This is a genomic window from Tenacibaculum bernardetii (genome assembly GCF_029125915.1).
GTDB classification, from domain to species: Bacteria; Bacteroidota; Bacteroidia; order Flavobacteriales; family Flavobacteriaceae; genus Polaribacter; species Polaribacter bernardetii.
This window is the reverse complement of the sequence record NZ_JAQJCU010000003.1, coordinates 1-16,787: the sequence shown is the minus strand read 5'-3', so window position 1 is coordinate 16,787 and position 16,787 is coordinate 1. Positions and strand designations below refer to the sequence as shown.

14 protein-coding genes and 1 tRNA gene are annotated in these 16,787 nt (G+C 32.7%); 5 read left to right on the top strand and 10 right to left on the bottom strand.

Annotated features, from left to right (window positions below):
- From P2G10_RS03060 to P2G10_RS03035, 6 genes are all read right to left on the bottom strand, one after another.
- On the bottom strand, window positions 1-1,347 hold the full coding sequence (locus P2G10_RS03060) for a CsgG/HfaB family protein (protein WP_275315156.1): 1,347 nt from the start codon (window positions 1,345-1,347) through the stop codon (window positions 1-3).
- 18 nt (window positions 1,348-1,365) lie between these two features.
- Complete coding sequence (locus tag P2G10_RS03055) at window positions 1,366-1,785, bottom strand: curli assembly protein CsgF (protein ID WP_275315155.1); 420 nt, start codon at window positions 1,783-1,785, stop codon at window positions 1,366-1,368.
- A gap of 11 nt (window positions 1,786-1,796) precedes the next feature.
- Window positions 1,797-2,465: a CsgE family curli-type amyloid fiber assembly protein gene (locus tag P2G10_RS03050; RefSeq protein WP_275315154.1), complete on the bottom strand. Its 669-nt coding sequence runs from the start codon at window positions 2,463-2,465 to the stop codon at window positions 1,797-1,799.
- 69 nt (window positions 2,466-2,534) lie between these two features.
- Window positions 2,535-2,999, bottom strand: coding sequence for a hypothetical protein (locus tag P2G10_RS03045; protein WP_275315153.1), 465 nt, complete (start codon window positions 2,997-2,999; stop codon window positions 2,535-2,537).
- 79 nt (window positions 3,000-3,078) lie between these two features.
- Window positions 3,079-3,987 (bottom strand): hypothetical protein, encoded by a 909-nt coding sequence (locus tag P2G10_RS03040; RefSeq protein WP_275315152.1) that lies wholly within the window; start codon window positions 3,985-3,987, stop codon window positions 3,079-3,081.
- Window positions 3,988-4,395: 408 nt separating this feature from the next.
- Window positions 4,396-6,579: a glutamine synthetase III family protein gene (locus P2G10_RS03035; RefSeq protein ID WP_275315151.1), complete on the bottom strand. Its 2,184-nt coding sequence runs from the start codon at window positions 6,577-6,579 to the stop codon at window positions 4,396-4,398.
- A 188-nt stretch (window positions 6,580-6,767) separates the two neighbouring features.
- Between P2G10_RS03035 and P2G10_RS03030 the strand changes: the two genes are divergently transcribed.
- The gene (locus P2G10_RS03030) at window positions 6,768-7,793 is read left to right on the top strand and encodes a glutamine synthetase beta-grasp domain-containing protein (RefSeq protein WP_218771268.1); all 1,026 of its coding nucleotides are present in this window, start codon (window positions 6,768-6,770) and stop codon (window positions 7,791-7,793) included.
- Window positions 7,794-8,012: 219 nt separating this feature from the next.
- On the opposite strand, the gene P2G10_RS03025 is transcribed toward P2G10_RS03030, so the two are convergent.
- Entirely contained in the window at window positions 8,013-8,951 is a 939-nt protein-coding gene (locus P2G10_RS03025; RefSeq protein ID WP_218771269.1) for a calcium/sodium antiporter, read from the bottom strand.
- 521 nt (window positions 8,952-9,472) lie between these two features.
- Here P2G10_RS03025 and P2G10_RS03020 point away from each other — a divergent pair.
- The 4 genes from P2G10_RS03020 (at window position 9,473) to P2G10_RS03005 (ending at window position 11,452) form a co-directional block, all read left to right on the top strand.
- A complete protein-coding gene (locus tag P2G10_RS03020) occupies window positions 9,473-10,810 on the top strand; it encodes an SPFH domain-containing protein (RefSeq protein ID WP_275315150.1) in 1,338 nt (445 codons plus the stop codon).
- Window positions 10,811-10,907: 97 nt separating this feature from the next.
- On the top strand, window positions 10,908-11,060 hold the full coding sequence (locus tag P2G10_RS03015) for an SsrA-binding protein (RefSeq protein WP_218771271.1): 153 nt from the start codon (window positions 10,908-10,910) through the stop codon (window positions 11,058-11,060).
- A gap of 13 nt (window positions 11,061-11,073) precedes the next feature.
- The gene (locus P2G10_RS03010; protein WP_218771272.1) at window positions 11,074-11,298 is read left to right on the top strand and encodes a putative signal transducing protein; all 225 of its coding nucleotides are present in this window, start codon (window positions 11,074-11,076) and stop codon (window positions 11,296-11,298) included.
- Window positions 11,299-11,378: 80 nt separating this feature from the next.
- Window positions 11,379-11,452: transfer RNA gene (locus tag P2G10_RS03005), tRNA-Arg, on the top strand.
- A 119-nt stretch (window positions 11,453-11,571) separates the two neighbouring features.
- On the opposite strand, the gene P2G10_RS03000 is transcribed toward P2G10_RS03005, so the two are convergent.
- From P2G10_RS03000 to P2G10_RS02990, 3 genes are all read right to left on the bottom strand, one after another.
- Window positions 11,572-13,518, bottom strand: coding sequence for an OmpA family protein (locus P2G10_RS03000; RefSeq protein ID WP_275315149.1), 1,947 nt, complete (start codon window positions 13,516-13,518; stop codon window positions 11,572-11,574).
- 12 nt (window positions 13,519-13,530) lie between these two features.
- Window positions 13,531-14,457 (bottom strand): PorP/SprF family type IX secretion system membrane protein, encoded by a 927-nt coding sequence (locus tag P2G10_RS02995; RefSeq protein ID WP_315945330.1) that lies wholly within the window; start codon window positions 14,455-14,457, stop codon window positions 13,531-13,533.
- A gap of 33 nt (window positions 14,458-14,490) precedes the next feature.
- Window positions 14,491-16,787: T9SS type B sorting domain-containing protein (locus P2G10_RS02990; RefSeq protein ID WP_275315148.1), on the bottom strand; the 2,297-nt coding region annotated here is incomplete at its 5' end.

Below are 16,787 nucleotides of genomic sequence, written 5' to 3'. Positions count from 1 at the left end.
TTAAAAATAAACATTTAAACCTGCCCCAACTCTCCAAATAAAATCATTCTTCTCTCCTCTAACCAAAGTATCTATACTATCTGACCCTAATTGATTATTTTCTCCATAAATAATCAAACCAATTTTATTGGTTATTAAATATTCCAAACCTAAACCGAATTGATATTTAAAAATTGGATTATCTAGATTTTTTTCTACAACTGAACCTATACCAACATAAAGATAAGGCGTAAACCTATCGTAGGGTAATATATTATATTCGAAATTTAAACTTGATGTAAGAAATGTATTTTTAAAAGCCCGTTCATTTTCTAGTTCAAACCTACCTACACTTCCTCCAAAACTAAACCGCGGATCTTTCAATAAATATTTGAACTTTAAATCAAACCCAAATCTTGCTACTGATTTAGAATAATCTCCCGATATCATTGACATTCCCGCCGTAGCACTCATAGAGTTTCTTGCTCTTCTTGTTTCTTGCTTTCTATTAAACAGTAAAGTATTGTCTGCTTCCTTTTTTTCTTTTACATATTCCTTTTTAAAAAGGTCTACAACTGGCTGACCTCCTTGAGGCATCCATAAACCATCTTTAACTCCTTCTATTATTAATTGTTCTACAGCTTTATCTATAGCTTCTTTCACTGCTAATTGAGCCGGCTCATTTTTAGTAACACCTGTTTCTACCTCTAATAATCTTCTTAAAGCAACATATCTATATAAATTTGCTGATATTCCTTGAGATAGTATTGTTTTAGAAACATAAATATTTTTTAAAATTTGCCCGTTAGATGTCGACACTGCTCTTAGATAAATAGTAATTCGATCTTGTCTATATTGGTTTGATGCTCCTGCTCCAAAATATCGAACACCAGATCCGCCAGTTATAATATTAGAATCATAAGACACAACTCCTCCTTCTAAAATAATACCTGCAAAAAGTAGTGGCGGCATTTTTTGTGAATTTGTACCTTGATACTCCTGCCTTGTCGATCTAATAATTTGTCGTTCATTTAAAAGGTTGGCAATATTCTCTCTTTCTATAGGCTTAAACCATTTTGACTCTTCTAATGATTTTAATAGAATTGATGTTCCTCCTTGAGTTACAGCTGTACTAAATGTAGATCCATTTTCTGTTGGTTTATACTGACCTGTTTGGTCTCTAAACTTATACACCCCAACAATAACTTGTTCTACAGGTAAAAATTCTTTAATAAGATTACTCTGAGTAGATGTACTTTCTCCTATTCTGGCTCTAGTAGTATCTAATGGTTGATTAAGATACGCACCACAACTTGATAATAGCATAAAACCTACACAAACAATTGTTTGAAATAAAAGCTTTTTCATAGATTATATAATGGTTGGTTAGTTACTGTTTGGTATGGTTATTTGTGTTTGCTCACCTGTTTGTGTGTTCAAAATATTTACAGAAAGCCCTCCGTTTGTTGGTGTTACATCTACAACTAAAGACCCAAACACATAGGTACCTACTGTTAAACCTTGATCACCAAATTGCTCTTGAAACAAATCTTGTGATAGTGAATTTAAAAGTTGTCTATTTAAACTATTGGTGAAGTTCTCTAAATCTGAAGGTTGTTGAAAAGGATCTTGTCCTTCCTCCTGAAAATCGTTTTGTGCATTAGCCGACGCTAGTATTTGTTGATAACCAAAAGGATTGTTTCCTCCAAAAAAAGGATTAATTGGTTTATAAGTCAATGCTTGTGAAAAAACAACTGAACTTATTATAAAAAAAACAAATGTTATAAGTTTGGTAAACGTTTTCATAACTTTTTTATTTATATTTTATAACTCAATAAAGTATTTCTTTGCTTAGAATAGCTGCTCAACCTTGCTAGAGTAACTTTAACAGCTTGCTTTAAAAAATCTTCTCCTGGTCTTGTCATAAACTCAAAAACTTTAGTATCGTTAGCCTCAATTGTTACAACTGTTGTTCTTCTTAACCCTGGTTTTTCTTTAATTTTTATAATAAACGGATACTTTAATCCAGAGAGTAAGTATTCTTGATAAAAAAAATCATAAAAGTCTTTTCCTATTTTAGTAATTGCTTCTTCAATAACTAACCCTTTTAACACAAAAGTTGATTCATCAATTTTTTTATCCTCTACAAAACCTAGTTTTTTAGGCATTATAACCAATGTATCTTTATCTATTAATTCATCTTTATGCTTTATAAATAAAAACGCCTTTAATTCTTCATCTGAATTTAAACTCAGTCTAATAAATGAAAGATCTTTTTTTTCATTGGGTTCTAACGAAAATACCCCTGACTGTTTGTTATTTGAATAATTACCTTCTTTGCTTTTTTTTAAAACAACTAAATTATAACTTAGTTCGTCTTTAAATAAAACGCCTTCATTTTCAGCCTGTGCCTTTACCGCTATAAAATTATCTTTTCTTAAAATGTGTATTTTAGCTAGAACATCATTTTTATCTTGTGCATACATATTTACACATAATAGAAAAAGGACACACCTTAAAGTTACGCGAAAAAAATAAAATCTCAACATCTTTTCTTAAAAATTTCTTACAATAATTGTCTTATAATTAGATTTTTGAGTGATTTTTATATTCTTCATAAACGAATTAGTTCCGTAAATCTGTAAAGAATTAGCATTTCCCTGTTGTAAAACACTCATATTCGTTGGTGCTGTATTATAATAATCCATAAAGCTATAATAGTTATCTTTACCATATTGATTTACTTGTTGAGAATCTCTAGCCCCTTTTTTTATATCTACAACATTACTGGCTCCTACCTGATTTATTGATAATAAATTTAAGTTATTATTAATTGATGAATTTCTAAAACTTATTAAATCTGATGATGATAAATTAATATTATTTTCTAACACCAAAAGTGAAGCATCACTTCCTATTTGTGGTACATTTACAAAATATGTAGATGTATTTTGCTGAGACATTATATTGAAACAGCTAGCTAAAAACACTATGAATATTATTCTTTTTATTTTTTTCATCTGTTATATAATTTAAAAAAAAGGGGGAGAAAATTTCTCCTCCCTTTTTATATCAATCTTAAATCTAATTCATAAAATCTTATAGCCCTGTTTGTTCAACACAAGCGTTATTCTTGTAACCACTCTGACCGATGAAACTTGCATTTCCAGAACCTTGAGCATCTTGCATAACCGAAGCTGAATTTTCTGCACCAAATTGCCCGATTAAACTTAAGTTAATTCCTGTTGCCGCTTTCTGATCAACACATGCTTTATTATCATTTCCAGACTGTAAAAGACCAGAAATATTTAACCCTCCATTACCTGCTTGAGTTGAAGAAGCCATATTACCATTACCAAATTGCGCAATACCATCTGCATTAAAACTACCTCTTTGTTTTTGTTTAGCTTTATTATCGTTACCAACTTGTAAAATACCCGCTACACTACCAGGTGCTCCGTTAGTTCCTGTACTTTGATCTTGGTGTGCGAAATTTCTTCTACCTGACTGTGCAACAATAGCTGTATTATTATCATGACGTTGCTTTTGAATAGATGTATTCTTACGACCTGTTTGATAAGCATATGCTCTGTTATTTTCTGCCCAACCTACACCAACATCTTGCTGTGCATAGTTTTTAACCCCTACTTGGTTTACAAAACCTGTATTGTTATCACCATGTTGCTTAATGTCTGATTCATTTTTTCTACCTTGCTGATATACAGTTGCTTCATTCGATAAACCTCCTGCAAAGCCTTGATTTTGACCATCTTGATCGATTGTAGATAAATTACCTGATCCTGTTTGAACCGCACTAGCATCATTCATATGACCTGTTTGGTTAATAATACTCGTGTTGACAGCTGCCCCTCTAGCTCCTAGAGCTGGCCCTACTTGAGTTACCGAACAGTTAAGGCAGTTAGCCTTAGGCGTTGGTAATGGGTTAGCAAACTGTGCAAAAATTGTTCCTGAAGCTAAAAAGATAGCTGCTACTAAAAAATTTTTCATAATAAATAATTTTAAAAATCCGTTTAATTAATTTTTAGCACATCTAAACTATACTCATACTTACTATAAGTATAAAATTGGGGTGCTATTAAAATATAGGGTAAAATAAAATTACTAGGGTAAAATGTAATGACTAAGGAGTGTCATTTTTCATTTTCATCAACCTTATAAAAAGGCAGTCGTAAAAAACTATATAGTTTGCGTGTTTAAACGCTGCTAATATACAAACTATTCACTTCTATTACAAAGGGTAACTAACTAATAAACAGTAGTTTTTTTTATAAAAAAGCAATAAAAACAAGTAAAATAAAGGGCGTAGCTTTCTTTTTTACTTTCTATAAAATTAAAAAAAGGGTGAAAACACCCTTGTTGTGCAAAGGAATTCCTTTTGTAAAAAAAGAGTTTTTCTTACTTCGTAAATAACAATTCTCTATACTTTGTTAAAGGCCATAAATTATCATCAACCATAAGCTCTAGCTTATCGCAATGATAACGAATCTCAGCAAAAAAAGGTTTTACTTTATCGCAATAACTATCTGCATTTTCTTGACCAATGAGTTTGTTTGATTTTTTGCGTTCTTCGGTCATTTTTTCAATTTTCGAGTTAATTTCCGCTATATGAATCGATATTGTTTTAATTAAATCAATCTGTTCTTTAGCGTATTGCTCAAACCCTTTTCCGAAAATTTCCTTTAACCCTTTTACATTTTCTATCAATGTATTTTGATATTGAATTGCAGTAGGAATTACATGGTTTCTTGCAATATCTCCTAAAACCCTACTTTCTATTTGAATGCGCTTAGCATATTCTTCTAATTCAATTTCGTGACGAGCAGCTACCTCTACTTTATTCATCACATTCATTTCTGTAAAAAGTGCTATTGCTTTTTTAGAAGCTTTAGCTTTCAAAGCTTGAGGAGTCGTTTTATTATTACTTAAACCTCTTCTTAAAGCTTCTTTTTCCCATGCTTCACCATAACCATCACCTTCAAACCTAATTTTCTTTGAAGCTTTAATATACTCTCGCAGCACATTAAAAACAGCCTCATCTTTTTTCAACTTTTTAGTATCTATCAAGTCATCAACCTCTATTTTAAATTCTTTTAACTGTTTCGCTATAATCGTATTTAAAACTGTCATTGGCCCAGCACAATTAGACCAAGAACCAACAGCTCGTAGTTCGAATTTATTTCCAGTGAAAGCAAAAGGAGATGTTCTATTTCTATCTGTATTATCTAATAATATTTCAGGAATTTTACCTACGATATTTAACTTCAAGTCTGTTTTTTCTTGTGGTGACAGCTTTCCTTTTGTAACATTTTCTAACTCATCTAAAACTTCAGACAATTGCGAACCTATAAATACAGATATAATTGCTGGCGGAGCTTCATTTGCCCCTAACCGATGATCATTACTCGCACTTGCAATTGAAGCCCTTATTAATTCTTCGTAATCATGAACTGCTTTTATAGTGTTTACAAAAAAGGTTAAAAATTGTAAATTTTTCATTGGTGTTTTACCTGGACTCAATAAATTAATTCCGGTATTTGTTGCCAAAGACCAATTATTATGCTTACCCGAACCATTAATTCCTTTAAATGGTTTTTCGTGAAATAGTACTTTAAATTGATGACGTTGCGATACTTTTTCCATCACATCCATTAATAACGAATTATGATCTACTGCTAAATTTGCTTCTTCGAAAATTGGTGCTAATTCAAACTGGTTCGGAGCAACTTCATTATGGCGTGTTTTTACAGGGATTCCTAACAACATACATTCCTGCTCCAAATCACGCATAAAACTCATCACTCTATCAGGAATAGACCCGAAATAATGATCATCTAATTGTTGTCCTTTTGCAGGTGAATGTCCTAACAAAGTTCTACCTGTCATCATTAAATCAGGACGCGCAGACATTAAAGCTGTATCTATTAAAAAATATTCTTGCTCCCAGCCCAAAGTAGCATTTACTTTCGATACATTTTTATCGAAATACTTACAAACCGCCGTTGCAGCTATATCCACAGCCTGTAAAGCCCTAAGCAAGGGAGCTTTATTATCTAAAGCTTCACCTGTATACGCTACAAAAACAGTTGGAATACATAATGTTGTACCATATATAAATGCGGGCGATGTTGGGTCCCAAGCTGTATAACCACGGGCCTCAAATGTATTTCTAATTCCGCCATGCGGAAAACTAGACGCGTCTGGTTCTTGCTGCACTAATTGCTCTCCATCAAAACGCTCCATTGCACCACCTCCTTCAATGGTGTCAAAAAAAGCATCGTGCTTTTCAGCTGTAGCACCCGTTAACGGCTGAAACCAATGTGTATAATGTGTTGCTCCTTTAGACAACGCCCAATCTTTCATACTGACCGCTATTTGATCGGCAACTTTTCTATCTATTTTACTTCCAAATTCAATTGCGTCCTTAACACTCTTATAAGCATCTCTAGTCATATACTGACGCATGGCTTGCTCATTAAAAACATTTTTCCCGAACAATTCAGAGCGACGTCCTTTTTCTTCTATAAAAACTGGTTTTCTATGTAAAGTTTCTTTTAAAGCGCTAAATCTTAAAGTTGACATTATATATGGTGTAAAATTCGATATCAAAAATACAAAATATAATCTATTTTGAATAACACCCCCTAAAAAATAGGGTTAAAATTAAATTAAAGTTAATTTTTAAAGTTTTACCCCCGTAAATTTTAATATTAAATATAAAATATTCATTTTTGCATTGAATTTGATTATAAACACATTCCGATATTATCATGGCAAAAATTAAGTTAGAGTACATTTGGTTAGACGGTTATAAACCAACACAAAACCTAAGAAGCAAAACAAAGGTTGAAGAACACGATAATTTTCAAGGAACAATTGAAGAGATAGGAAATTGGTCTTTTGATGGATCTTCTACAAAACAAGCTTCTGGTGGAGCATCAGATTGCTTACTGGTTCCTGTGGCAATTTATCCAGATCCTGCAAGAGTTAACGGTTATTTAGTTATGACAGAAGTTATGAATGCAGATGGTACGCCGCACGAAACTAACGGAAGAGCTACTATTGATGATAATGATAATGATTTTTGGTTTGGATTTGAGCAAGAGTATTTTATTATGGATACCGCAACTCAACTACCTTTAGGGTTTCCTATAGGCGGTTACCCAGGGCCACAAGGAATGTATTATTGTTCTGTAGGCGGAAGAAATACACATGGTAGAGATTTCGTTGAAGAACATGCTGATTTATGTATTGAAGCAGGTTTAAATTTTGAAGGAATTAACCAAGAGGTTGCTTCAGGACAATGGGAATACCAATTATTCGCACAAGGAGCAAAAAAAGCGGGTGATGAAATTTGGATCTCTAGATACTTATTAGATAGATTAACAGAAAAATATGGTTACTACATAGAATACCACCCTAAACCTGTAAAAGGAGATTGGAATGGTTCTGGAATGCACGCCAATTTTTCTAATGAGGTTTTAAGAACCTGTGGTTCTCAAGAAATATATGAAACTATTTGTGAAGCATTTAGACCTGTAACTAAAGAACACATTGCTGTTTACGGAGCTTACAATGATGAACGTTTAACAGGTTTACACGAAACAGCTTCTATAACAGACTTTAGTTTTGGTGTTTCAGATAGAGGAGCATCAATACGTATACCAATAATTACTGTAGAAAAAGGCTGGAAAGGATGGCTAGAAGACAGAAGACCTGCTTCTAACGGTGATCCTTATAAAATTGCAGCGAGAATTATTAAAACAGTAAAACCAGTGAGCGAACAATTCAAATAAATAATTTCCATAACAACACACACTAACAACAACTAAAAAGCCTTTAAATTAATTTAAAGGCTTTTATGTTTTATATAATTAAACAGTATCTGTTATGTATTCTAATTTGAATAATTTCTGATAAAGAACCACATCGAAAACTACCCTAAAGGTTAAGTAATAAATTTTACTGAATCAATTGATAAAGTTTTATCAAAAATAAAAAACAGCTTTATAATTCTATTTAAAAGCTAAATAGATAAAAGAAACATATCCTATTAGCAGCACAAAACCTTTGATTCTTCCTATTTCATTTTTCTTATAAAAATAAGCCATCGGTAATAAAACAAAAGCGAAACCTAACATCCAGAATATATCTTTACTTAATATTTGTGGCTCGGTTACTTTTATAGTTGTTATCATAGAAGTTAAACCCAATACAGAAGCAATATTAAAAATATTAGACCCTAACAAGTTCCCTAATGATATTGCCTTTTCACCTCTTATTGCCGCTATTACTGAAGCTGCTAATTCCGGAACACTAGTTCCGATAGCAATCATCGTTACAGATATTACCCCTTCACTAATTCCTTGATTTCTTGCCAATGTTTTTGCGCCATCTACCAATAATTCAGAACCGAAATACAATGCTAATCCACCGATTAACAACCAAATGATTATTTTAAAATAACTTACCGCCGCCAGTGCATCATCTACCTCTTCACTGCTTTGATCTGATTTTGCATTTTTTATTAAATAAACTAAAAACAACGCTAAACCAATCAATAAAACACCACCTTCAATAGCATTCAAATCATTGTTATAGCTCAACATTCCCCAAAGAGCTAGAGAAAACAACATCATCACTGGCCAATTTATTTTATAAAAATCTTTACTTATTGCAATAGGACCAATTAACGCTGTTATACCTAAAACCATTCCGATATTAGCAATATTAGATCCAATAACATTGTTTATGGCAATTGCCGGAGAACCATCTAAAGCTGCCTGCAAACTAACTAATAGTTCTGGTGCTGAAGTTGCAAAAGAAACCACCGTCATACCAATTACCATTTTAGAGATATTCAATTTAAAAGATAATCCCACAGAAGAACGAACTAAAAACTCCCCTCCAAAAACCAACAAAATCAATCCTATTATTATATATACAACACTCATGTAATATTATTATTTTTTGCGAAGATACTGCTTTGATTTCAAAAATTACAACCTTCAAATACATCAAAAAATACCTTCACCTAATTTTTAAAACAACACTTTTTATTTAGTTTTCAATAATCAAACAACTAAAAAAAGCTGCTATTTAAACACTTTTTGCTTTAGTTTTAAGTATTCATTTAAAAAACTTCTTTAATTTATTACATATTAAAACAAAAAACAACCTATAAAGTTAATAAATAAAACAAAAAACTAGCAAAAATAGTTTCATATTAAAACACAATGTGTTTTTTTATATTAATAATAAAACACAAACAGATTAATTTATACTTAAGTTTTTGGAAGTATGATTCTCTTTGATATATATTGATAAAACAATTCCGGAATCAATCAATATTAACCTATTAAAAACATTAAAATTCATGATAACTATTACTACTAAAATAATTACTATTGCAGTAAAAATTGCAACTATTATAACACTATTATACTAATCAACTTTTAAAACCAAACTATATATTATGCTAACATTTATCGGAGTATTATTAATTATTACAGGGTTAATTACCATTGTATTAAATTCAATTTTTAAAAACAGTAAAATACTAAACTGGTTCACCCTACAAAGAAGCATTCAGCTAACCATACTTGGTGCTCTTATGAGTATTATTACAGGAATGTTTTTTTACGCAGATGCCGGTACAGCTTATGCCGTACAATTTGTTTCTGGTGGTGATAAAATGATTACCACACAAGGTTTGAAACTTAAATGGTGGGGAAGAATTATTCCGCTTTCATACGAAACATCAATAAAAGATATTATTGTTAATAATGAAAGTGAATTACCTAAAAGTGATCAAGGAATTTATAACCGAAAAGCTCAGAAATGGGAATTCAGTGATGCTATTAAAGCGGAGATAAGCACTTCTGTAATTGTAGGAGTTAACATTAACGACGAGGAAGTATTTTTAAATATGGCCGACAGAAACAGGAGTGAATCTAAATTAATATACGGAAGAGTTTTACCGAATATTGACGCAGCGATTAAAAATACATGTAAGCTAATGGATGCCCAAGATTACATTTCTGGTCAAGCATCTGATTTTGACAGGTATTTTAGAGATCAATTAGAAAACGGAATGTATCAAGTAGAGCAATATTATGAAGCTGAAAATATGAATGAAATTGTAGGTGATACCACTACCATCAGAAAAATAAAGGTTGGTAAATCTAGTAAGCAAAAAAAGTTCAGAATAAAAAGAAATGACAATGGTAATATTGTTAGAGACAACTCTAATACCTTAAAACAATATGGTTTAAAAATATACCAAGCACAAGTAACGGGTATCGATTGGGAAGCTTCTTTTGACGAACGTTTAGACTTACAAAAAAATGAAGTTGCACAAACACAACTAGAAAAGCAACAAGCAGAGCGCGAATATTATAGAGCAAAAAAAGAAGTTGCAAAAGGAGAGTCTGAAAAAGCAAAAGAAAGAGCTCGTTTAGAGAAAATTCAAATTCAGCAAACCATTGAAGCTGAAACCGAAGCAAAAGTTGCTGGTTTTAACTTAATCAAAGAAAAAAAACAATACGAAGTTGAACAGTTTAAAGCAAAAAGTAAAAAAGTTGCTGCTGATGCAATGTATTACGAAAATTCTAAACTAGTTAGCGCTGGTTTAACTCCGCAAGAAAAGGCTGAGTGGGAATACAAAACAGCAGTTGGAGTAGCAGGCCAAATAAAAGATTTACAGCTACCATCTACATATATTGAAGGGAGTAAGAACGGGAATGACGGAAACTTGTTACAATCGCTAATTGGAGCAGATCTCGCCAAGAAAATGATGGAAAGTAAAAAGTAAACATCATATTTATTAAATTGAGTGAAGTAATCCTTTTTCACTTCACTCAGTTTAACAAATTATTTTTCAGTATTTTTGATATAGAATCAAACTTATAATGAAAAAACAATTTTTTAAATTTTTAGCAAAGTTAAATAAAATGATACTACCCTCTTTTACACAAAAAGAGTTAGACATTTCTAAAGCTACTAAATTTCAATTAGCAATTATTGGATGGCGTGCTTTTGTAACAATAAACTCACTAGACTAAAAAACTTATAATTATGAAAGAGCATATAAAAGTATATACAGGAACCACAATTTTAACAAACAGACTAGCTTTTTTACTTGACGAAGCTAACATAGCAACTTTAATTAAAGACAGTAAAGAATCTGGTAGATTAGCTGGTTTTGGATCAACTGGAGATTCTTGTGAATTATTCATCTACAAATCTGATTCTGAGCATGCTCAGGAAATAATAGATAATTTTAAGCAAGAGGTTAATTAATTTTAAAAAATAAAAATCAAAAAAAAATGTTTTTTTGCTTTTTTAATTAAAAAACATCTGTATATTTGCACCCGCAAAACGGCCTCGTGGCGCAACTGAATAGCGCACTTGATTACGGCTCAAGAGGTTGCTGGTTTGAATCCAGCCGAGGTCACTAAAAAAACCACATATTAATTTATGTGGTTTTTTTGCTTTTAATAAATAGCGTAAAATACAGTCATAAAAAAACCTCGAAGATAACTTCGAGGTTTTTTTATGACTATGTAAAGCACATTAATTATTGACCTTTACGTTTTTTCCTCCATCTAAAATATAAAAATAAGAACGTCTATTCTTTTGATGCTCCTCTTTACTACATTTACTTTGATTTGCATCATCACAGTCGTTTAATAATTGGCTTTCTCCAAATCCTAAAGCACTTTTAATTCTGTTTGATGCAATACCTCTAGAAACAATATAATCTCTCGTAGAAATAGCTCTACTAGTTGATAAACGCTTATTATACTCTTTAGTTCCTCTACTATCGGTATGTGATTCTATTTTTATAACCATTTCGGGGTGATTTTTCATCACAGATACTATATGCTCCAACTCATATTCTGCATCTTCTCTAATATTAGATAAGTCAAAATCAAAATAAATAGGTTTAATTACTATTTGATCCTCTACAATAAGAGACTCCAGTGTTAAATTTGCATTAATTAACTTATTATTTACATCTACTGTTTGTACTTGTTTTTGTGTATCTTTAAAATCTACTTTAGAAGCTACTACTGTAAAATTATTCTCACAATCTATTCTTTTAAAAACATACCTTCCATCTTCTTTTGTTATCTGTTTTGAAATAGGGTTGCCTTCTGAATCAATCAATCTAACCTCTACATTAAACATTGGATTACCTGTACGAGAATTAGTAACAACACCTTCTATATCTTCTTTACAGTCATAAATTAAAAAGCTATAAATATCATCATCTCCTTTACCACCTTTTCTATTTGACGAGAAAAAACCTTTACTTCTTTGATTATTTATTACAAAAGAAAAATCATCTAAAGGGCCATTTACGGGTGCCCCTAAGTTTATTGGTCTTGAAAATTTACTGTTTTTTATTTTCGATTCAAAAACATCTAAAGCTCCTAGCCCTATATGACCATCTGAGGCAAAATAAAGAGTATTATCAACACCTACAAAAGGAAACATCTCTCTACTTTCTGTATTAATTTGTTTTCCTAAATTGATAGGTTCTCCGTATTTATCATCTTCTAATATAGCTACTTTATAAATATCTGTTTCTCCAAATCCATTTGGCATATCAGAAACAAAATATAATGTCTTTTCATCAGGACTTAATGCTGGATGTCCGTATGAATAATTATCTGTATTAAAAGGTAGTTCTCTTACTTTTGACCATTCACCATCAACATTAGTTGCTTTATAAATTTTTAAATGAGTTGTACGATTATCATCTCCTTTTAGCTCTTCACCGTCAAAATTATCTCTAGTAAAATACATTGTTTTACCGTTTTTAGTGATAATAGTGTTTGACTCGTGATAACTTGTTGATAATTCTTTTAACCTTTTTGCTTCAGAAATATCAAGGATTTTATCAGCATCTATATCTTTTAATTCAGAGCTATATATGTTTAAGAAAGGTTGATTATTCCATTCATATAACTTAACATCTTTTTTAATATTTAAAGGTTTAGTTGAGGCATAATATAATTTGTTATCAAATATAAAACCACCGAAATCTGAATATTTTGTGTTTGTAGCTACATTATGAACATTTATATAAATCTTTTCTTTATTCGTGTATTCTACAAAATAATCTTGATTTTCATCTAATGCAATTGGTCTACTATCTGTTGCTTCAATTTTTTTTATTTTTTGAAGCCATTTATCTGATTCAGAAACTTTACCGTTACTTTTTAATACCTGTGCATATCTAAAAAAGTGTTTTGTTGTTTCTTTATTTTCAAAATTCTGCATTAATTCTTCATACCACACCTCTGCCTTCACAAACTCTGCATTATAATAATATGAATCAGCTAACCTACTTACAACTACTTGTGATGTATCTCCTTTTTGATACAAAACTTCATAAAGCTCTGCAGATTTTTTATAAGCAAACTCTTTAAAGTATCTGTCTGCTGCATATTTTCGTTGTCCAAAACTAACAACGCTGGTAATTAAGAATACTAATAGTATTGTTTTTTTCATCTGTTATTATATTTAGAAGAATCTTGGCGACTTCATTGTTTGTTGTTTAAAAATCTCGTAACGTAGCATTAATTCATAAGTCCCTGAATTATAATTACTATAATTAGAAGTCGTTAAATCATATGCAAATCCTATATACATACTTCTACTTGCTTGGAAACCTAATAAAGCACTTAACGAATCATCCCACCTCCATGCTAATCCTGCAGTAAACTTTTCTTGAAATAGGAAATTTGCAGAAACATCTATAGACAAAGGAGCTCCTTTTACAATTTTTGCCAAGGCCGCTGGTTTAAATTTTAAATCTTCGTTTATATCAAAAACATAACCTGTTATTAAAAAGAAATGTAAACGTTCTTCAGCTACATCTCCTCCATTTACTGTATCATCATAATGGTCTGTTCTTAATAAATTAGGAACCGCTAAACCAACATACCATTTTGGTTTATGAAAATATACACCTGCTCCAATAGTTGGTAAAAACTCACTAACATTATCAGACAAAAGAGCATCTGGATTTTGTGAAAGCCCTTTACTCCAGTCAATACTTAAATGTCTAGCCCCTAACTTTAATCCAAATGCTAAATTTCCTTCATCACCTGTACGTATTGTATACGAAACATTAGCATCTAAATAAATTTCATTTGAAGGCCCAATTCTGTCATTTGTTAAATTAACCCCCAATCCTACTCCACTATATCCCAAAGGAGTGTCATAACTTAATGTTTGGGTATCTGGCGCACCATCTAAACCAACCCACTGAGTTCTACCTAGTGCAGTTATTGTTGTATGCCCCCTAGAGCCTACATAAGCAGGGTTAACACTCATTGTATTATACATATATTGAGTATACTGCGGATCTTGCTGTGAGTAAACAACTCCTGATAAACTTAATAACAATAGTAATGTTATTTTTATATGAAAATTTATTCTATTCATACTTAAAGTATTTCATTTTATGATTTAATTATTTTATCTATTTATATATAACCATCCAGATGTAGGTTCAGAACCATCTCCAAGATCTAACACATAAAAATAAGTTCCAACAGGTAACTTACCTTCTTCATTTATTGTCACCCTACCGTTAGATATTCCTTTGAATGAAACATCAGTATTATTGTAACCTGAAGCTTTATAAACAGTGTTTCCCCATCTGTTATAAATCTCTAAGCTATTGTTAGGGTAATTCTCTATACAATCGATTACAAAAACATCATTATTTCCATCACCATTAGGTGTAAATTCATTAAATATTTTTATACATGCTTCTGCATCTCCAAAAACACCATCATCACCATCTACACTATCTGCAATTCCATCGCCATCGGCATCGGTTCCACTATCACCTACTGTTCCGTTTCCGCCATCGGTTGGATCAGTTGGATCGGTATCGTTTACGTCTGTATTTCCTGCATCTCCAAAGTTTCCGTTGTCATCATCTACTTCGTCTAAAATTCCATCGCCATCACTATCATCTCCATCAACAATTCCGTCTCCGTTAGCATCTGAATCATCATTTCCGCCTTCTACAACATCATTGATTCCGTCATCGTCACTATCTAAATCTTGGTAATCTGGAACGCCATCGCCATCACTGTCGGTATTATCAGGTTCTCCTCCATTACCTTCTCCGAAGTTTGCATCATCTGCATCTGCACTATCTACGATTCCATCGCCATCGGCATCTATTCCGTCTGCAATTCCGTCGTTATTAGCATCGATATTATCATCTTCTATAACATCATTGATTCCGTCGTTATCGCTATCTAAATCTTGATAATCTGGTACACCATCGCCATCGGTATCTGGCTCTTCATCTGCATCTACTGATGCGTCTGCTTGACCATCACCATTTGTATCGGCTCCTGATGCGCCATCATTTGTATCGATAACTCCGTCGCCATTAGTATCTAAATCACCGTTTCCGCCTTCATCAACATCTAAAATCCCATCGTTATCCGAGTCTAAATCTAAACTATCTGGTACGCCATCGCCGTCTGTATCACCGTTTCCTTCTAATGCATCTGGTATACCATCGTTGTCATCATCTATATCATCTGCATCTACAATTCCATCGCCATCAGTGTCGATTGCATCTCCGAAGTTGGCATCATCACCATCTACACTATCTGCAATTCCATCGCCATCGCCATCGGTTCCGCTATCGCCTACTGTTCCGTTTCCGCCATCGTTTGGATCAGTTGGATCGGTATCGTTTACATCTGTATTTCCTGCATCTCCAAAGTTTCCGTCATCTTCATCTACTTCGTCTAAGATTCCGTCGCCATCTGTATCTGCTCCATCAACGATTCCATCGCCATTAGCATCTGATACTTCGTTTCCGCCTTCTACAACATCATTGATTCCGTCGTCGTCACTATCTAAATCTTGATAGTCTGGTACGCCATCGCCATCGCTGTCCGTATTATCTGGCTCTCCGCCGTTTCCTTCTCCGAAGTTAGCATCGTCTGCATCTGCACTGTCTACAATTCCATCGCCATCGGCATCTATTCCGTCTGCAATTCCATCGTTATTTACATCAATATTATCATCTTCTATAACATCGTTGATTCCGTCGTTATCGCTATCTAAATCTTGATAATCTGGTACACCATCGCCATCGGTATCTGGTTCTTCATCTGCATCTACTGATGCGTCTGCTTGACCATCACCATTTGTATCGGCTCCTGATGCGCCATCATTTGTATCGATAACTCCGTCGCTATTAGTATCTAAATCACCGTTTCCGCCTTCATCAACATCTAAAATTCCGTCATTATCACTATCTAAATCTAAACTATCTGGTACTCCATCTCCGTCGGTATCGCCATTTCCTTCTGCTGCATCTGGTATACCATCGTTGTCATCATCTATATCATCTGCATCTACAATTCCATCTCCATCAGTGTCTAAAAACACAATTACATCTACAGTGGTTGTATCACAGTTACTTGGTACTGCTATCTCACAAATAGTATACGTTAATGTGTAGTTTCCTGAATCTGTACCTGCTGGTACAACAACGTTTCCGTTGCCATCTATTGTGATTCCTGATCCGTCATCGTTATCTAAGGTGATATTGATTTCTGAATCTACAACTGCTACTCCGTTTAAAGTATCGTTTGCGGTCACATCGCCTGAGGTTCCTCCTGCTGCTCCATCTACTGGGGTTGCTGTGAAATCATCTACTACCGCATCGATTGTTCCGTTTACAATTACATCTACAGTGGTTGTATCACAGTTACTTGGTACTGCTATCTCACAAA

Bases quoted from the DNA above. Each gene is read 5' to 3' on its own strand.
- P2G10_RS03035 (WP_275315151.1), bottom strand. From the start codon at position 6,579: ATGTCAACTTTAAGATTTAGCGCTTTAAAAGAAACTTTACATAGAAAA.
- P2G10_RS02995 (WP_315945330.1), bottom strand. From the start codon at position 14,457: ATGAATAGAATAAATTTTCATATAAAAATAACATTACTATTGTTATTA.
- P2G10_RS03000 (WP_275315149.1), bottom strand. From the start codon at position 13,518: ATGAAAAAAACAATACTATTAGTATTCTTAATTACCAGCGTTGTTAGT.
- P2G10_RS03055 (WP_275315155.1), bottom strand. From the start codon at position 1,785: ATGAAAACGTTTACCAAACTTATAACATTTGTTTTTTTTATAATAAGT.
- P2G10_RS03020 (WP_275315150.1), top strand. From the start codon at position 9,473: ATGCTAACATTTATCGGAGTATTATTAATTATTACAGGGTTAATTACC.
- P2G10_RS03050 (WP_275315154.1), bottom strand. From the start codon at position 2,465: ATGTATGCACAAGATAAAAATGATGTTCTAGCTAAAATACACATTTTA.
- P2G10_RS03010 (WP_218771272.1), top strand. From the start codon at position 11,074: ATGAAAGAGCATATAAAAGTATATACAGGAACCACAATTTTAACAAAC.
- P2G10_RS03045 (WP_275315153.1), bottom strand. From the start codon at position 2,999: ATGAAAAAAATAAAAAGAATAATATTCATAGTGTTTTTAGCTAGCTGT.
- P2G10_RS03030 (WP_218771268.1), top strand. From the start codon at position 6,768: ATGGCAAAAATTAAGTTAGAGTACATTTGGTTAGACGGTTATAAACCA.
- P2G10_RS03025 (WP_218771269.1), bottom strand. From the start codon at position 8,951: ATGAGTGTTGTATATATAATAATAGGATTGATTTTGTTGGTTTTTGGA.
- P2G10_RS03040 (WP_275315152.1), bottom strand. From the start codon at position 3,987: ATGAAAAATTTTTTAGTAGCAGCTATCTTTTTAGCTTCAGGAACAATT.
- P2G10_RS03015 (WP_218771271.1), top strand. From the start codon at position 10,908: ATGAAAAAACAATTTTTTAAATTTTTAGCAAAGTTAAATAAAATGATA.
- P2G10_RS03060 (WP_275315156.1), bottom strand. From the start codon at position 1,347: ATGAAAAAGCTTTTATTTCAAACAATTGTTTGTGTAGGTTTTATGCTA.